Here is a 17,009-nt window from a genome sequence, read left to right on the forward strand (position 1 = left end):
CCGAACTCCGGCCGCTGCCTTGCAGCGGCCTTTGCATTTTCAAGAATTCACGAGTGGAGAGCCGCATGGTTCCCGTAATCGCCCTGGTGGGACGGCCGAACGTCGGCAAATCCACCATGTTCAACCGCCTGACCAAGACCCGCGATGCCATCGTCGGCGACCTGTCGGGCCTGACCCGTGATCGCCAGTACGGCGACGCCACCTGGCAGGGTCGTTCGTTCATTCTCATCGACACCGGCGGTATCACCGGTGACGAAGTGGGCATGGACGAGAAGATGGCCGAGCAGTCGCTGATGGCCATCGAAGAAGCGGACTATGTGCTGTTCCTGGTCGATGCCCGCGCTGGCATGACCGCCGCTGACCAGATGATCGCCGAGCACCTGCGCAAGCGAAACAAAGAGGCGATCCTGGTCGCCAACAAGATCGACAACATCGATGCCGATGTCGCCCGCGCCGAGTTCTCGCCGCTGGGTATGGGCAACGCCATTCCGGTCGCCGGTTCGCAAGGCCGTGGTATCAACGCGCTGATGGAAGCCGTGCTTGGCCACATCCCGCGCGACCAGGTCGAGGAAGCGCTGGATGCCGAAGTCGCCGAAGGCGAGGAAGCGGTGCGTGTTCCGGGGCCGAGCGAGAAGGATGGCATCAAGATCGCCATCATCGGTCGCCCGAACGTCGGCAAGTCGACGCTGGTCAACCGCATGCTCGGTGAAGAGCGTGTGGTGGTCTACGATCAGCCGGGCACCACCCGTGACAGTATCTACATCCCGTTCGAGCGTGATGGCGAGAAGTACACCTTCATCGACACTGCCGGGGTGCGCAAACGCGGCAAGATCCACGAGGAAGTCGAGAAGTTCTCGGTGGTCAAGACGCTGCAGGCGATCAAGGACGCCAACGTGGTGATCTTCGTCATGGACGCGCGCGAGGGGGTGGTCGACCATGACCTGAACCTGCTGGGCTTCGCCCTGGAAGCCGGCCGTGCCATCGTCATCGCCCTGAACAAGTGGGATGGCATGGAGCCGGGCGAGCGCGACTACGTGAAGACCGAGCTGGAGCGTCGGCTGTTCTTCGTCGACTTTGCCGACATCCACTTCATCTCCGCCTTGCACGGCACTGGCGTCGGCCATCTGTACAAGTCGGTGCAGGCCGCGTTCAAGTCGGCGGTCACCCGCTGGCCGACCAGCCGCCTGACGCAAATCCTCGAAGACGCCATCAGCGAGCACCAGCCGCCGCTGGTTAACGGTCGACGGATCAAGCTGCGCTACGCTCACCTCGGAGGTGCCAACCCACCCCTGATCGTGATCCACGGCAACCAGACCGACAAGATCCCGCGTTCCTACTCGCGCTACCTGGAAAACACCTACCGCCGTGTGCTGAAGCTGGTCGGTACGCCGATCCGCATCGAGTACAAGGGCGGCGAGAACCCGTACGAGGGCAACAAGAACACCCTCACTGATCGCCAGGTCAACAAGAAACGCCGCTTGATGTCGCACCACAAGAAGGCTGAGAAGAAGCGCAAAGACAAGCGCTGATTCTCGCGTCTGCTTCTTCGCGGGCAAGCCCGCTCCCACTGCAAGGCACAGGCATTGAGATCTGTGAACGACCTGTGGAGCGGGCTTGGCCACGAATGAGCCTTTAAATGTTTCAACCTTTTTCCTGCCTGCCCGATCCGCTATGCTCGGACTCCACCCCGTGCCGGACCACCCCGCAGGAAAGAGGGCTCCATGATCCGCAGCAAACTGCCGAACGTCGGCACGACCATCTTCACCACCATGTCCCAGCTCGCCGCGCAAACCGGCGCGCTCAACCTGTCCCAGGGTTTCCCCGATTTCAATGGCCCGCAGCCGCTGCTCGATGCGGTCGGCCGACACGTGGCCGCTGGCAACAACCAGTACGCGCCGATGACCGGCTTGCCGGTGTTGCGCCAGCAGGTCGCGGCGAAGATCGCCCGTCTTTATGGCGCTCAGGTGGATGCCGATCAGGAAGTGACCATCACGCCTGGCGCCACCGAGGCGATCTTCTGTGCGATCCAGGCAGTGATCCAGACTGGCGACGAGGTGATCGTCTTCGACCCGTCGTACGACAGCTACGAGCCGTCGGTAGAGCTGGCCGGTGGTCGCTGCGTGCATGTGCAACTGAGTGATGGCGATTTTCGCATCGATTGGCAGAAGTTCAGCGATGCCCTGACCCCGCGCACGCGCATGGTCATCCTCAACTCGCCACACAACCCCAGCGGTGCGTTGATCACTCGCGACGACCTCGACGAGCTTGCCGCCTTGATTGCCGAGCGCGACATCTACCTGGTGAGCGATGAGGTCTACGAGCACCTGGTCTACGACGGCGTGCGCCATGCCAGCGTGCTGGCTCACGAGCCGCTCTATGCCAGGGCCTTCGTGGTCAGTTCGTTCGGCAAGACGTACCACGTCACCGGCTGGAAGACCGGCTATGTGATTGCACCGCCTGCGCTGAGTGCCGAGCTGCGCAAGGTCCACCAGTACGTCAACTTCTGCGGCGTGACGCCGCTGCAATGGGCGCTGGCTGACTTCATGGCCGAACACCCGGAGCATATCGACGAACTGCCAGGCTTCTACCAGGCCAAGCGCGACCTGTTCTGCGACCTGCTGCAGACATCGCGCTTTGCCTTCACCCGCACCGCGGGTACCTATTTCCAGTTGGTGGATTACTCGGCGATCCGTCCCGACCTCAATGATGTGGAGATGGCACTGTGGCTGACCCGCGAACATGGCGTGGCGACCATCCCGGTGTCGGTGTTCTACCAGCGCCCTATCCCCGAGCAACGCCTGGTGCGCCTGTGCTTTGCCAAACGTGAGGAGACGCTGCGTCAGGCAGCGGAAAAACTATGCGCGATCTGAGTCAACTGCCGAACCTGAAGCTCGCCCTGGTGCAGACCACCCTGGCCTGGCATGACCGCGAGGGCAATCACGCGCATTTCGAGGTACTGCTGGAGCAGGCCCGTGGCGCTGACCTGGTGATCCTGCCGGAAATGTTCACCACCGGTTTCTCGATGGAGTCCGAACGCCTTGCCGAGCCCGAGCAGGGTCCGACCTACAAGTGGCTCAAGGCACAGGCAAAGAAGATAGATGCGGTGATCACCGGCAGTGTGATCATCCAGGCCGCCGATGGCAGCCACCGCAATCGCCTGCTGTGGGCACGACCGGACGGCGAGGTGCTGCATTACGACAAGCGCCACCTGTTCCGCATGGCGGGCGAGCACAAGCACTACACGCCTGGCGAACGCCAGGTACAGTTCGAGCTCAAGGGCTGGCGAGTTCGCCCGCTGATCTGCTACGACCTGCGCTTCCCAGTGTGGAGCCGCGACGCCCAGGACACCGACCTGCTGCTGTACACGGCGAACTGGCCGGCCGCGCGGCGCCAGCACTGGAACCGGCTGCTGCCGGCGCGGGGGATCGAGAACCTGTGCTACGTGGCTGCGGTGAATCGGGTGGGGACCGACGGCAAGGGCTTTGCCTATTCGGGTGACAGCCAGGTGCTGGACTTCCAGGGCGAGAGCCTGCTGAGTGCGGGGGAGGCCGACGGGGTGTTCAGCGCGGTGTTGAGCGCGGCGGAGCTGGCGGCGTATCGGACCAAGTTCCCGGCGAACCTGGATGCCGATACCTTCGAGCTGCATTGAGATCGTGGTGGCCTTTTCGCGGGCAAGCCCGCGAAAAGAGCGACACATAGGCACTGATCAGTACACATCCCGCCGGTAGCGCCCATCCTCGATCAGTTGCTCAACGACCTCTTCACCCAGCATCCCCTTCAGCGCCGCATCCACGCCGCCTGCCATCCCTTGCAGGCTCCCGCAGACGTACACGCAGGCGCCGTCGTCCACCCAGCGGCGCAATTGTTCGCCTTGCTGCAACAGCACATCCTGCACATAGACCTTTTCCGCCTGGTCCCGCGAGAACGCCAGGTCCAGTCGCGCCAGATCGCCGCTGTCCAGCCAGCCTTGCAGCTCACGGCCGCAGAGCAGGTCGTGGGCGCGGTTGCGTTCGCCGAACAGCAGCCAGTTGCGCTGCTCACCCCCCGCGATCCGGGCCTTGAGCAGGCTGCGCAGGCCTGCCAGGCCAGTACCGTTGCCGATCAGCACCATCGGTGCCGAGGTTGTCGGCAGGTGGAAGCTGCTGTTGCGGCGCAGACGCAGGCTGGCATGGCCGTCCATGGGCAGGTATTCGGTCAGCCAGCCGGAGCCCAGCCCGAGGCTGCCATCGGCATGACGCTCCTGGCGCACGATCAGCTCCAGCACGCCGTCGCTGGCGATCGACGCGATGGAGTATTCGCGGGCACCGAGTGGGATCAGCGAATCGACCAGCGCCTGGGCGTGCAGGCCGACCAGATGCTCGCGGCTGGTCGGCAACTGGCGACTGGCCAGCGCTTGGCCAAGCGGTTCGACAAGACCATCAAGTTGCACCGGTAGATTCGCATCGAGCCCCAGCCCTTGCAGGAAGGCATCGATCCGCGCCTGGCTGTGGCGGGGCAGCACCTCGACCAGGTCGCCAGCTTCCCAATGGCTTAGGTGTTCGGCACTCAGGCCCAGCAAGTACACCGGTGCGCCCTGGCTGCCGGGGTTGAGCCGTTCGCGTCGGACCAGGCGCCAGTTGCCGTAGCTGGGCGGCTGCCAGGCGGCGAGCGGACGTGCGCCGGTCAGTTGCGCCAGGGCCTGCTGCCATTGTTGCAGGGCATTCTGGTCGGCACTGTCGACTTCGATCGGGCTGAACGCCGTGGTCGCGCCGCGTTCGGCCAGCCAGGCCTGCAGGCGTCGGGCGAAGCCGCAGAAATGCGGATACTGTCGATCGCCCAGGGCGAGCAGGGCGTAGTTCAGGTGTCGCAGCGCCCAGGGTTGGCCCAGCACCTTGCGCTCGAAGCCGCGGGCGCTGTCAGGCGCTTCGCCATCACCGAAGGTGCTGACCACGAACAGTGCACGACGGGCCTGGCGCAGCTCGTCCGCGCCCAGCTCGGCAAGCGAGCGCACCTGCACCGGCAAGCCCGCCGCCTGCAACTGCCCTGCGCTCCGCCAGGCCAGTTGCTCGGCCAGGCCACTCTGGCTGGCGAAGCCGATCAGCCAGCTGTCGCCGCTGGCCTGGGCGGTGTCGACCGAGCCACGGGCGGCACGGACCTGGCGCTTCTTGCGGCGGCGATCGAGATACAGCAGCCAGCCGGTGACGAAGAACAGCGGCATGGTCAGGCTGGCGATGGTGAGGATGATCCTGCCCGGCAAACCGAAATAGCTGCCCACGTGCAGGGCGTAGACGCTCTGCAGCAGTTGGGCTTTGAACGACTTGTCGGTGTAGCGCTCGTAACGCTTGATCTGGCCGTTGGCGGGGTCAAGTGTCAGGGTGTTGAAGGCGCGCTCGTGGGCTGAGTCATCGAGCAGGTAGAACAGCGTCGCTGGCTGCCCGCCGCCAGGTGGCAGGCGCAGGTTGTAGCTGGCAAGGCTTGGGCCGGCGGCATTCTTGAGGTTGTTCCAGATGGCGTCGTAATCGACCACCAGCGGCGCCGCCTTGGCATCCGCTGCTTGCGGTCCGGGGCGGCCACGACCTGCGCCGCGCTGCTGCTGTTCGCCGGCTGCGGGTTTGTCGGCGAGCAGTTTGTTCAGGCCCTCGCGGTACCAGTCGTACGACCAGAACAGGCCGGTCAGGGCAAACAGCAGGTAGAACAGCAGGCACCAGGTCCCGGCGACGGCGTGCAGGTCCCAGTTGAAGGCGCGGCCTTTCTTGGCCCAGTCGAAGCTCAGCCAGACCCGCCAGTTCAGGGCCCGGCGCGGCCAGCGCAGGTAAAGGCCGGAGAGGCAGAAGAAGATCAGCATCAGGGTGCAGGCACCGGTGATCTGCCGGCCGCTATCGCCCATGGCCAGGAAACGGTGCAGCTGCAGCATGAGGTTGAAGAAGCCTATCCCCGCGACCTCACCCTTGAGCTCGCCTGTGTAAGGGTCGGCATAACGCAGCTCGCCGCGGCGTTCGCCGGGCGGCGGCGTGAAGAAGAGGCGGGCGGCATTGTCGGCGTGGGTATCGACCCAGAGCATCGCCACCTTGTCGCCCTGGGCCAGTTCGGCGCGGCGCACCAGTTCCGGCAGCGGCAGCACGCCCTTCTGGCGCACCTCGACCTTGAGCACATCGGCGTTGAACAGGCGCAGCAGTTCTTCCTGGAACGACCAGATCGCACCGGTGATGCCCATCAGCGCCAGCACCAGGCCGGCGGTGATGCCAAAGAACCAGTGCAATTGGAACAGCGACTTCTTCACCACATCGATCACCTTGTGTTGCAGCCACAGACCGCGCGGCGTGCATTATGCCTTGATACGCAAAAGCCCCGCCCACAGGAATGATCGGGGCGGGGGGCGTTCTGTTTAGTGCTCGACTGCACCGGCCTCTTCGCGGGCAAGCCCGCTCCCACAGGTGTTCCACAGGATTTGAGGATTGTGGTGTCCCTATGGGAGCGGGCTTGCCCGCGAAGAGGCCGGTGCAGACTAGCCCAGTCCCCTCATCAGAAGTGGACGCTGGTGGTCAGCAGCGCCGTGCGCCCGGCCGCCTGGTTGGCGAAGTGGGTGGAGAAGGCCTTGTCGTAGTACACCTCGTTGGTCAGGTTCTGCACGTTCAGTTGCAGATCGACGTTCTTGGTCAGCTTGTACGCTGCCATGGCGTCGTAGCGCACGTAACTGTCGACCATGGTGGTGTTGGCCACGCTGCCATACACGTCATCCACATAGAAGGCGCCGCCGCCAACGGTCAGCTTCGGTGTGATGGCGTAGGTGGTCCAGAGGCTGGCGCTGTTGTTCGGCGTGTTCGGCAGCTGGTTGCCGTCGTTGGCCTTGCCCAGCGGGCCACCGTCGATCTGGCGTGCCTGCATGTAGGTGTAGCCGGCGAACACCTGCCACTTGTCGGTGAGCTTGCCGCTGGCCGACAGCTCGATGCCCTGCACGCGAGTTTCGCCGACGTTCTCGTAGGTGGTGGTATTCACCTGGACGCGAGCGTTTTCCTTTTCGGTGCGGAACAGCGCAGCGGCCAGGGACAGGCGCTGGTCAAGCAGGTCCCACTTGGTACCGATCTCGTAGTTGGTCGTTTCTTCAGGTTCCAGGTCGCTGGACAGCAGGTTGCCCGAGCGGTCCGGCGTACCCGGCAGCGGGTTGCCTTCCTGGCCTTCCCCGAGCATCGCGCCCGGTGGCGTGGCGGAGGTGGCGTAGGACACGTAGATGCTGCCGTTGTCGGCCGGCTTCCACACCAGGCCCAACTGGCCGGTGATGAACTCGCTCCTGTCGCGGCCCTTGGCAGTGGTGGCGCCGGCTGCGGTGTAGGTCTTGTAGTCGGTGTCGAAGTGGTCGTAGCGCAGGCCCATGTTCAGCAGCCACTGCGGGGTCAGTTCGAGGGTATCGAAGACGTACAGCGCACGGGTCTTGCTGTTGGTGGTGGTGCCGGCGTAGTTGCGCGAGATCGCGCCGTTCCACGGATCGTCCGGGTTGGGATTGCTCAGCGAGGTGCAGTTGTAGCCGCTGGAGACAATCATGCCCGGGGTGCAGTTGGTGCTCGCGTTGCCGGGCGAGGCGGGCGTGGTGTCGGTGTTGACGTTGTACGAGGAGCGCTCGCTCTCTTCGCGGCTCAGTTCGATGCCGGTGGAGAAGCTGTTCTTCAGGCCGCCCAGGTAGAACTCGCCGAACAGGTCGGTCTGGTTGGTGGTGGTGGCGGTGTTGCCCACGCGGGTGTTGGCGCGGCGCCAGACACTGCCGTTGTTGACGTTGCCCTTGCTGTCGTCTGGCTGAGTGAGGATGTAGTCCTGCATGCTGTTGCCGTGGCGCAGGGTGTTCTTGACGGTCAGCGAGTCGGACAGGTCGTGCTCGACGGCGATGGTGGCGATGTCCACCCGCGATTTGCGGAAGTCGCGACCGGTCAGGCCGTAGAAGTTGTCGTGATCGCCACCCGCGTAAGGCTTGCTCGGATTGGCCGAGGTACGGGCGCCGGTGCCGCCGGCCGGCACGGTGTAGGGGATGCCCGAATCCGGCAGGTCGTCGCTTTCCAGGTGGTAGTAGTCGAGGTTGACGCGGGTCGGGGTGCCCAGGCCGAAGGCCAGCGACGGGGCGATGCCCCAGCGGTCGTAATTGACCTTGTCGCGCCCGGCGACGTTGCTCTCGTGGGTCATCAGGTTCAGGCGCCCGGCCACGGTGTCGCTGAACTGATAGTTGCCATCGAAGGTATAGCGCTGGGTCTGGTCGCTGCCCCAGGTCCAGGCGCCGTCGAGCGAGTTGCCGAGGTGGGCGCGCTTGCTCACCAGGTTGATGGTGCCACCTGCAGCACCACGGCCGCCAATGGCGGAGTTCGGGCCCTTGGCCACTTCCACCGATTCGATGGCGAAGATCTCGCGGGTCTGTGCGCCCGTGTCGCGCACGCCGTCCAGGTAGGTATCGCCTTGGGCGTCGAAGCCGCGGATGAACGGGCGATCGCCTTGCGGGTTGCCGCCTTCGCCGGCACCGAAGGTGATGCCCGGCACGGTACGCAGCGCATCCTGCAGGCTCAGGGCGTTGGTGTCCTTGATCACCTGCTGCGGGATCACCGTGACCGAACGCGGGGTGTCCACCAGTGGTGCGGTGTATTTCTGCGAGGAGGCTTTTTCGACCTTGTACTCGGTGCTCGCCTGTTCGGCCTTGCCGTTGACGCTGGTGGCGTCGAGGGTGACCGGCTGGGCGGCTGCGGGATCGGCGGCATAGGCCGAGGTCGCGCTGAGGGCGACGCCGATGGCGCAGGTGAGCAGGCGTGGTGAGCTGACAGCGGATGGTACGTGGCGCATTTTGTTTTTGACCTTCCCCAAGGTGTGAAGGCCGCGGATGTTAATGTAAGCAATTGTAAGTAACAATTGAGACTCGTTACCATTCGCAAGAAACTTACAATCTTTACATTTTACCCTTACGGTTTTCCGGGTTCGTGCGTCTGCGGTCGTGGCCGCAAGGCAGGGGATTGCGCCAACGGCACTTGCCTGTCGCAAAAGGGAATCAATATCATTGGGCCTTTGCCCTCTGCCAGGTACCTCGCGCCATGCTTCTGCACATCCCCGGCCTGTTCGACGCCGACGAGATTTCCCGCATCCGCCAGGCCCTGGAGCAGGCCGACTGGGCCGATGGCAAGGCGACGGCCGGCTACCAGTCGGCCAAGGCCAAGCACAACCTGCAGTTGCCCGAAGGCCATGCGCTGGCCAAGGAGATCGGCAGCGCGCTGATCGACCGGCTGTGGCGCAATCCGTTGTTCATGTCGGCGGCGTTGCCGCACAAGGTGTTCCCGCCGCTGGTCAATTGCTACCGCGAAGGTGGCAACTTCGGTTTTCACATCGACAACGCGCTGCGCCAACCCAAGGGCAGCCCCGAGCGGGTACGCACCGACCTTTCGTCCACGCTGTTTCTCAGCGAGCCAGACAGCTACGACGGTGGCGAGTTGGTGATCCAGGACACCTACGGTGTGCAGCAGGTCAAGCTGGCGGCAGGCGATATGGTGCTGTATCCGGGCACCAGCCTGCACAAGGTCAACCCTGTGACGCGCGGCGAGCGCTTCGCAGCGTTCTTCTGGACCCAGAGCCTGGTGCGTGACGATGGCCAGCGCACGCTGCTGTTCGAGATGGACAACGCCATACGCCAGCTCGGTGCCGATGTGCCCGATCATCCGTCGCTGTTGCAACTGACCGGCACCTACCACAACCTGTTGCGTCGCTGGGCGGAGGTTTGAGCATGTCGTATCAGTTGCGACGCGAGGATGTGATCGATGTTGCCGAGCTCAAGTCGATGCTCGAGCACAGCCCCGGCAAGGCCGCCCAGGCGATTCTTGCAGCCGCGGGGCAGGGGGTGGTCGAGGCGCAGGCATTGCTTGGGCAGATTCTGCTCGACGGGCATGGGATCGAACAGGATGAGCGCCTGGCACGGCATTGGTTCGCCATTGCCGCCCAGGCCGGCAACGCCATGGCGTACAACATGCTGGGGCGATGCCTGGAGCACGGTTGGGGTGGTGAAATCGATCTGACCCAGGCGGCCATCCATTACGCAAAGGCCGCCGATGCCGACTCCGATTGGGGCCTCTACAACCTAGGCAACCTGTTGGCTACCGGTCGCGGGGTGCCAGTAAATCAGGCGCAGGCGCTGATCTGTTACGAGAAGGCGGCGCACATGGGGCATGCCAAGTCGATGAACCTGTACGGGCGTTACCTGGAGCAGGGTATTGCCACCACCGCGAGCCCTGCGCGGGCGGTACGCTGGTATCGGCGTTCGGCCGAGGCGGGGGATTTTCGCGGAATGTTCAGCCTGGCGCTGGTGCTTGTCGAACGAGGGCAAATCGAAGCGGCGTTTCCCTGGCTACGACGAGCCAGGCAGGAGGGCAACGAAAGCTTCCTGCGCAGCAGCGTGTTGACTTTGCGTGCCGGTGGGCCTTTGTTGGCTTGCGTTGCAGCGGACTACCAGGAGGAACTGGAGCGTCGCAGCCGCTCGTGAAGCATGGCGTCAGACCCGAGAAAGATTTCACGATTATCCAGCTAGGTCGTACTTGTGACGATAGGGCTCATTTCAGCGATCTGAGGTCAAACATGAGTACTTATAACCAAGCTGCTTCGTTTATCGCCGTTTTATCCTGTGAAACCAGCAAGGGCTCGGGCACGCTGACCGCCGGTAAACTCAAGGGAGCAAAGAGCGGGGGTGGCTACTATGGCAACGTTGATGTAGACCGCCGTGGTGATGTTTACCTCTGCAGCAGCGTCAACTTACAAAATCAAGAGCGTTTCTGGTTTGGTTGTTTCAACCGCGGTGAGCCGGAGCGCTATGACGTTCGTAGTTGGGCTCCAGGCAAGCCTCATCATGGGCAGCGCTTGGCTGTAGCCAGTGATGGCAGTCTGAGGATGGTTCCCGCTGTCGGTATTTCCTGCGACTGGCTTCTAAGCTGGGATGGCAAGCCATTGCGGCTTGGTCATGTCAACGAAATGGGCGGGCCAGCCTATGGCTTTGCAATGTCGCATGTCACTGCTGGAGGCTTGCGCCATGAAGCGCCGACCAGCGTTCGGACGGGATGGCATAACAAGATGCGCACAGGCAGTGGCGAGCAGGCTGGGCTCTGGATTCAGATTCAAGAGACTTGGGTAGCACAGCCCTGACACCCATCGTCTGGCTGAAAAGGCGCTTCGTGGCGAAGCGCCTTTTCAGGTGTTACAGGTAGAACGCCTTCAGCGGCGGGAAGCCGTTGAACTCCACCGCGCTGTAGCTGGTGGTGTAGGCGCCGGTCGACAGCCAGTACAGGCGGTCGCCGATGGCCAGGTTCAGCGGCAGGCCGTACTTGTAGTTCTCATACATGATATCGGCGCTGTCGCAGGTCGGGCCGGCGATCACCACTTCTTCGGCTTCACCTTTCTTCTCGGTCCAGATCGGGAACTTGATGGCTTCGTCCATGGTTTCGATCAGGCCGGAGAACTTGCCCACGTCGGTGTAGATCCAGCGCTCGACCGCGGTGCGCGACTTGCGCGCCACCAACACCACTTCGCTGACCAGGATACCGGCGTTGGCGATCAGCGAACGGCCCGGCTCCAGGATGATTTCCGGGAGGTCGTCACCGAAGTCTTCCTTGAGGAAGCGGATGATCTCTTCAGCGTAGGTTTCCAGGCTGTTGGTACGTGTGATGTAGTTGGCCGGGAAGCCGCCGCCCATGTTGATCAGCTTCAGCTCGATGCCGTCTTCTTCTTTCAGGCGCTCGAAGATCACCTTGACCTTGGCGATGGCCGCGTCCCAGACGCTGATGTCGCGCTGCTGGGAACCGACGTGGAACGAGATGCCATAAGGCACCAGGCCCAGGTCACGGGCCAGGATCAGCAGGTCCATGGCCATGTCGGTCTGGCAACCGAATTTACGCGACAGCGGCCAGTCGGCGGTGGTGGAGCCTTCGGTGAGGATGCGCACGTACACTTTCGAGCCCGGTGCGGCCTTGGCGATGTTGCGCAGGTCGGCTTCGGAGTCGGTGGCGTAGAGACGCACGCCCTTCTCGTAGAAGTAGCGAATGTCCTTGGACTTCTTGATGGTGTTGCCATAGCTGATGCGGTCGGCGCTGACACCACGGCCCAGCACTTTGTCCAGCTCGTAGATCGAGGCGATGTCGAAGCTCGAGCCTTTTTCCTTGAGCAGGTCGATGATCTCGACCGCCGGGTTGGCCTTGACTGCGTAGTAGACCTTGGCGAATTCGAAGCCCGCGCGCAGGTCGTCGTAGGCCTGGCTGATCATCTGGGTGTCGATGAGTACGAACGGGGTTTCCTGCTTGTCGGCGAACGCCTTCATTTTCTGGAAGGTGTCGCGCGCGAAATAGTCTTCGACCTGGATCGACATGCTTAGGGACTCCATGGGCAAACTGAAAAGATAAGTGGCTGCAAACTGAACGTCCTCCGTATCCCCACTTTGGTTCGCCTACTTCCCAAGGCATGTCGCCGAAAGCAAAAAGGTCGCTGTAAAAGCGGCGGCCTTGCTGTCTCGTCGTCAGTACTTGAGCCGGATGGATCGTTTCCAGCATGGACGTTCGGCGCGCACTTTAGGACGTGAGGAATGCAGAATCAACCCGCAATCCCAGCGTGTTCCCGTGCAATCGACGAGTAGCCATTTGAATAACCGACTCGTGTGACCGGCAGATGTTCCCCTGGTCAATTCCAGCGTAAAGAATTGTGGAATGGAGCATGTCGGCCCGTTGCTGGGTGAACCCGTTTCCATAGGCATCAGGGTGTTTGCGCCGTGCCGTGCTCGCTCGCGAAAAGCGCCTGGGTGTTCATATTTATGGCCACGCCTGGCTGGCACCTCCGTGCCGGAATCCCTCGATAAATTTTTTGTTACCGAGGCAAAAAAATGCTCCCGTGAGGACAGTTGCACGCCGATTTGCCGCTTTTAATAAGAAGTATTATTATTTGCGACCTCTTGTCCCCGCCTCCCTGACGAGCCAGACCGTGTCCGGACACAAAGGCTTTCTCGACCACTATCACGAGCTGATCGGCACCTGGACGCGCAAGTTGCGCAGTCGTCAGCAGGCCGAGGACCTCGCCCACGATGCTTTCGTACGCGTGCTGGAAAATCCGCGCGAGCAGGTCGAGCAGCCGCGTGCCTATCTGCACCAGACCGCACGCAACATCGCGGTGGATGGTTTCCGTCGCGCAGACCGGCGCCAGGCACTGGAACTGGAGCTGTTCGATGAGGGCGGTGCCCAGGGCGGTGACCCGGAAGCCTACATGCACGCACTGGAGCTGGCAGACACCGTCGAGCGGGCGCTGGCGCAACTGCCGGTCAATTGCCGGCGGGTGTTCATCTGGCAGAAACTCGAAGGCCTGACCCAGGCCGAGATCGCCGAGCGCATGGGTTTGACCAAGAATATGGTCGAAAAGTATATGATTCGCACGCTCCGACATCTGCGTGAGCACCTGGACGTGACCACCAGATGAGTCAGGAGACCCTTTCGATGAATCAGCAAGGCGCCGACAACCCGCGCGAACAGGCCGCCGACTGGTTTGTCCGCGTTCAGGATGCGCCGGATGACAGCGGCCTGCGCGAGCGCCTGCAGCGTTGGCTGGACGAGCGCCCCGAGCACCGGCAGGAATACGAACTGCTTGGCAGGTTGTGGTGTGCAGCCGATTTCATCCCCTCCGAACGCCTTGAGGCACTGTGTGAAACAGAGCCGGTGCGTCAGTTGCCGCGTCGGCGTCTGCTGCGTCAGGCCCTGGCCGCAGGCGTTGCGGTCGCCGCGCTGGGGCTGGGCTGGGCGGGGTGGCAGTATCAGCAGTTGAACCACCATGACGTGCTCGCCACGCAATTGGGCGAGCGCCGCCTGTTCGAGCTGCCGGACGGCTCGCGCCTGGAGCTGAACAGCGCGACGCGCGTCGAGGTCGCCTTCAGCGCCGGGCGCCGGCAACTGCGCCTGGAGACGGGCGAGGCGATGTTCAGTGTCGCCCACGATAGCAGTCGGCCCTTCGTGGTTGATACGGCCCAGGGCAGCGTCACCGTCACCGGTACCCGTTTCGACGTGCGCCAGGACAGCGGCCTGACCCGGGTTGCCGTCGAGCAGGGTTCGGTGAAGGTCGAAGGCGCGGCTGGCTCGCTGGCGCAGTTGGGCGCAGGGCAGGGCGCGCATATCGACCAGCAGGGCAAGGTCGCCGCGCCCTATGCGGTCAACGCCGCCTCGCTCACCGCCTGGCGCCAGGGCAAGCTGGTGTTCGACAACGCGACCCTCGCCGAAGTGGTCAGCGAGGTGTCGCGCTATCGCGCCCACCCGCTGCGTGTCGCTCCGGGCAAGGTCGCCAACCTGCGTCTGTCCAGTACCTTCAGCACCGACGACACCGACGCGTTGCTGCGGGCCCTGCCGAACATCCTTCCCGTGGCCGTGAAAGCCCATTCCGACGGCTCCAGCGAAATAATCGCGAAATAGATTCAGGTTTTTTCCGGTTCGTTCGTCTTCCTCGCCAGCTGCAACTGCCAAGCATTTCCATTTGCGCATGGTTGGCGTTTATCCGGACTTTCAGGACCTATCGAAGACGTGAACAACAACAAGCCCTTCCTTCGCCTGCGCCGCCTGGCGCTGGCCCTGGCGGTCAGCGCCGCCGCTGCGAACAGCTATGCCGAACAAGCTCCGGCCGCCATCCAGATCCAGGCCCAGCCATTGGCTTCGGCCCTGACTCAACTGGGCCAGCAGACCAGCCTGCAATTGTTCTTCAGCCCCGAGCTGGTCGCTGGCAAACAGGCGCCAGCGGTGTCTGGCAGCCTGGCCCCCGAGCAGGCCTTGCAGCAGCTGCTGCAGGGCAGCGGGCTGACCTACGAAATGTCTCAGGACACCGTGGTGGTCAAACCGGCCCAGAGCGCCGGCACCCTGACCACCGGCAGCCTGGAGCTGGCGCCGACCGATGTGAAGGTGGTGGGTGACTGGTTGGGCGATGCCGACCAGACCGTGGTGCAGAACCACCCCGGCGCGCGTACCGTGGTGCGCCGCCAGGAAATGGTCGAGCAGGGCACCATGAACGTGCGCGACGCACTGCGTGGTATCCCGGGTGTGCAGGTACAGGACTCCAACGGCACCGGCGGCAGCGACCTGTCGCTCAACGTCGGGGTGCGTGGCCTGACCTCGCGCCTGTCGCCACGCTCGACCGTGCTGATCGACGGCGTGCCGGCGGCCTTCGCCCCCTATGGCCAGCCGCAGTTGTCGATGGCGCCGATCTCCTCGGGCAACCTTGACAGCATCGACGTGGTCCGCGGTGCAGGCTCGGTGCGTTATGGCCCGCAGAACGTCGGTGGCGTCATCAACTTCGTCACCCGGGCGATCCCGGAAAAAGCCACCGCCGAGCTGGGTACTACCCTGGAAACCTCCAAGTACGGCGGCTGGAAACACACCGAATCGGCCTTCGTCGGCGGTACTGCCGACAACGGCATCGGCGTCGCACTGCTGTACTCCGGCGTCAACGGTAACGGCTACCGCCGCAGCAACAACGACAACGACATCGATGACGTGTTGCTCAAGACCCACTGGGCTCCTACCGACAGCGACGAGTTCTGGCTCAACTTCCACTACTATGACGGCCGCGCCGACATGCCCGGTGGCCTGACCCAGGCGCAGTTCGACCGCGACCCTTACCAGTCGGTGCGTGACTACGACTACTTCAGTGGTCGGCGCAAGGACGTCTCGTTCAAGTGGCAGCGCCAGCTCGACGAAGCCACTCAGTTCGAAGTGCTGACCTACTACACCGACAGCTTCCGCGGCAGCGCCATTGCCGCTCGCGACCAGCGCACCCTGTCGTCGTTCCCGCGCAACTACACCACCTTCGGTATCGAGCCGCGTGTGTCGCGGGTCTTCTTCACCGGGCCTGTGACCCAGGAAGTCAGCGTCGGCTATCGCTACCTCAAGGAAGCCATGCGCGAGCAGGCCTCCCGCCTGGCGCTGATCGACAACGTGCCGACCGTCACCCCGACCGCCGATGGCCATGTCTACCAGGACCGTACCGGCGGCACCGAGGCCAGTGCCTACTACATCGATGACAAGATCGACGTCGGCAACTGGACCATCACCCCGGGCATCCGCTTCGAGCACATCAATACCGACTGGCGCGACCGTCCGGTGCTGGACAACAACAACCGCCCGGTGCCGGAGAAGAACCGCAGCATCACCAGCAACGAGCCGCTGCCGGCCCTGAGCGTGATGTACCACATGTCCGAAGCGTGGAAGCTGTTCGCCAACTACGAGACCTCGTTCGGCAGCCTGCAGTACTTCCAGTTGGGTCAGGGTGGTTCGGGTGACAACACCGCCAACGGCCTGGAGCCGGAGAAGGCCAAGACCTACGAGATCGGTACCCGTTATGACGACGGCCACTTCGCGGGCGAGCTGACGGCGTTCTACATCGACTTCGACGACGAACTGCAGTACATCAGCAACGACGTGGGCTGGACCAACCTGGGGGCGACCAAGCACCAGGGTATCGAGGCATCGGTGCGTTATGACCTGGCGGGCCTGGATCCGCGTCTGGACGGTCTGTCGGCCAATGCCGGTTTCACCTACACCCGTGCCACCTATGAAGGCGAGATCCCTGGCTTCAAGGGCCGCGACCTGCCGTTCTACTCGCGTCAGGTGGCCACTGCCGGGCTGCGTTACCAGATCAACCGCTGGACCTGGAACCTGGACGCCTACGCTCAATCCAAGCAGCGCGCACCGGGCACCGGGGTCAATGCCGATGGCAGCTTCACCGGCAACTACATCACCCAGCCGAGCGCCGATGGGCAGTACGGCAACATTCCGGGCTATGTGACCTGGCATGCTCGTGGTGGCTATGACTTCGGTCCGCAGCTGTCGAACCTGAAGCTGGCGGCGGGGGTGAAGAACATCTTCGACAAGCAGTACTACACCCGCTCCAGCGACAACAACGCCGGGTTGTACGTGGGTGAGCCGCGCACCTTCTATGTACAGGCCAGTGTAGGGTTCTGATACCGAGTCGCCCCATTCGCGGGCTTGCCCGCGAATAGGCCCGTACAGCACTAC

The 17,009-nt window shown here is 63.3% G+C and carries 12 protein-coding genes; 9 read left to right on the forward strand and 3 right to left on the reverse strand.

All coding sequences use genetic code 11. The features are described 5' to 3' along the window. The first annotated feature begins 65 nt into the window (after window positions 1–65). The 3 genes from der to HU748_RS19660 all read left to right on the forward strand — a co-directional run bounded on the left by der (window position 66) and on the right by HU748_RS19660 (window position 3,649). Window positions 66–1,529 (forward strand): ribosome biogenesis GTPase Der, encoded by a 1,464-nt coding sequence (der, locus tag HU748_RS19650; protein ID WP_186711488.1) that lies wholly within the window; start codon window positions 66–68, stop codon window positions 1,527–1,529. 192 nt (window positions 1,530–1,721) lie between these two features. Then, window positions 1,722–2,870, forward strand: a complete 1,149-nt coding sequence (locus tag HU748_RS19655) for a pyridoxal phosphate-dependent aminotransferase (RefSeq protein ID WP_186721566.1) — start codon at window positions 1,722–1,724, stop codon at window positions 2,868–2,870. Next, window positions 2,858–3,649, forward strand: coding sequence for an amidohydrolase (locus HU748_RS19660; protein ID WP_186668205.1), 792 nt, complete (start codon window positions 2,858–2,860; stop codon window positions 3,647–3,649). The genes HU748_RS19655 and HU748_RS19660 overlap by 13 nt, the downstream gene beginning before the upstream one ends. Window positions 3,650–3,706: 57 nt before the next feature. On the opposite strand, the gene HU748_RS19665 is transcribed toward HU748_RS19660, so the two are convergent. Next, the gene (locus tag HU748_RS19665; protein ID WP_186721568.1) at window positions 3,707–6,262 is read right to left on the reverse strand and encodes a PepSY domain-containing protein; all 2,556 of its coding nucleotides are present in this window, start codon (window positions 6,260–6,262) and stop codon (window positions 3,707–3,709) included. Between the two features lie 239 nt (window positions 6,263–6,501). Continuing rightward, window positions 6,502–8,793 (reverse strand): TonB-dependent siderophore receptor, encoded by a 2,292-nt coding sequence (locus HU748_RS19670; RefSeq protein WP_186721570.1) that lies wholly within the window; start codon window positions 8,791–8,793, stop codon window positions 6,502–6,504. 245 nt (window positions 8,794–9,038) lie between these two features. Here HU748_RS19670 and HU748_RS19675 point away from each other — a divergent pair, with 245 nt between their 5' ends. The 3 genes from HU748_RS19675 to HU748_RS19685 all read left to right on the forward strand — a co-directional run bounded on the left by HU748_RS19675 (window position 9,039) and on the right by HU748_RS19685 (window position 11,127). Further along, complete coding sequence (locus tag HU748_RS19675; protein ID WP_186668199.1) at window positions 9,039–9,719, forward strand: Fe2+-dependent dioxygenase; 681 nt, start codon at window positions 9,039–9,041, stop codon at window positions 9,717–9,719. A gap of 2 nt (window positions 9,720–9,721) precedes the next feature. After that, window positions 9,722–10,474, forward strand: coding sequence for a tetratricopeptide repeat protein (locus tag HU748_RS19680; protein ID WP_186668197.1), 753 nt, complete (start codon window positions 9,722–9,724; stop codon window positions 10,472–10,474). Between the two features lie 92 nt (window positions 10,475–10,566). After that, on the forward strand, window positions 10,567–11,127 hold the full coding sequence (locus HU748_RS19685; RefSeq protein WP_186668189.1) for a hypothetical protein: 561 nt from the start codon (window positions 10,567–10,569) through the stop codon (window positions 11,125–11,127). 52 nt (window positions 11,128–11,179) lie between these two features. Here HU748_RS19685 and HU748_RS19690 read toward each other — a convergent pair whose 3' ends face one another. Beyond that, the gene (locus tag HU748_RS19690; protein ID WP_186668187.1) at window positions 11,180–12,343 is read right to left on the reverse strand and encodes a type III PLP-dependent enzyme; all 1,164 of its coding nucleotides are present in this window, start codon (window positions 12,341–12,343) and stop codon (window positions 11,180–11,182) included. 605 nt (window positions 12,344–12,948) lie between these two features. On the opposite strand from HU748_RS19690, the gene HU748_RS19695 reads away from it, so the two are divergent. The 3 genes from HU748_RS19695 to HU748_RS19705 all read left to right on the forward strand — a co-directional run bounded on the left by HU748_RS19695 (window position 12,949) and on the right by HU748_RS19705 (window position 16,955). After that, complete coding sequence (locus HU748_RS19695; RefSeq protein WP_186711483.1) at window positions 12,949–13,437, forward strand: sigma-70 family RNA polymerase sigma factor; 489 nt, start codon at window positions 12,949–12,951, stop codon at window positions 13,435–13,437. Between the two features lie 17 nt (window positions 13,438–13,454). Then, a complete protein-coding gene (locus tag HU748_RS19700; protein WP_186668183.1) occupies window positions 13,455–14,417 on the forward strand; it encodes a FecR family protein in 963 nt (320 codons plus the stop codon). Between the two features lie 108 nt (window positions 14,418–14,525). Then, window positions 14,526–16,955, forward strand: coding sequence for a TonB-dependent siderophore receptor (locus HU748_RS19705; RefSeq protein ID WP_186721572.1), 2,430 nt, complete (start codon window positions 14,526–14,528; stop codon window positions 16,953–16,955). Window positions 16,956–17,009 lie beyond the last annotated feature (54 nt).

The organism is Pseudomonas sp. RW3S2, assembly GCF_014268955.1.
In the GTDB taxonomy this organism is placed as follows: Bacteria; Pseudomonadota; Gammaproteobacteria; order Pseudomonadales; family Pseudomonadaceae; genus Aquipseudomonas; species Aquipseudomonas wayambapalatensis.

Bases quoted from the DNA above. Each gene is read 5' to 3' on its own strand.
- HU748_RS19660 (WP_186668205.1), top strand. From the start codon at position 2,858: ATGCGCGATCTGAGTCAACTGCCGAACCTGAAGCTCGCCCTGGTGCAG.
- HU748_RS19670 (WP_186721570.1), bottom strand. From the start codon at position 8,793: ATGCGCCACGTACCATCCGCTGTCAGCTCACCACGCCTGCTCACCTGC.
- HU748_RS19655 (WP_186721566.1), top strand. From the start codon at position 1,722: ATGATCCGCAGCAAACTGCCGAACGTCGGCACGACCATCTTCACCACC.
- HU748_RS19700 (WP_186668183.1), top strand. From the start codon at position 13,455: ATGAATCAGCAAGGCGCCGACAACCCGCGCGAACAGGCCGCCGACTGG.
- HU748_RS19675 (WP_186668199.1), top strand. From the start codon at position 9,039: ATGCTTCTGCACATCCCCGGCCTGTTCGACGCCGACGAGATTTCCCGC.
- HU748_RS19685 (WP_186668189.1), top strand. From the start codon at position 10,567: ATGAGTACTTATAACCAAGCTGCTTCGTTTATCGCCGTTTTATCCTGT.
- HU748_RS19690 (WP_186668187.1), bottom strand. From the start codon at position 12,343: ATGTCGATCCAGGTCGAAGACTATTTCGCGCGCGACACCTTCCAGAAA.
- HU748_RS19680 (WP_186668197.1), top strand. From the start codon at position 9,722: ATGTCGTATCAGTTGCGACGCGAGGATGTGATCGATGTTGCCGAGCTC.
- der (WP_186711488.1), top strand. From the start codon at position 66: ATGGTTCCCGTAATCGCCCTGGTGGGACGGCCGAACGTCGGCAAATCC.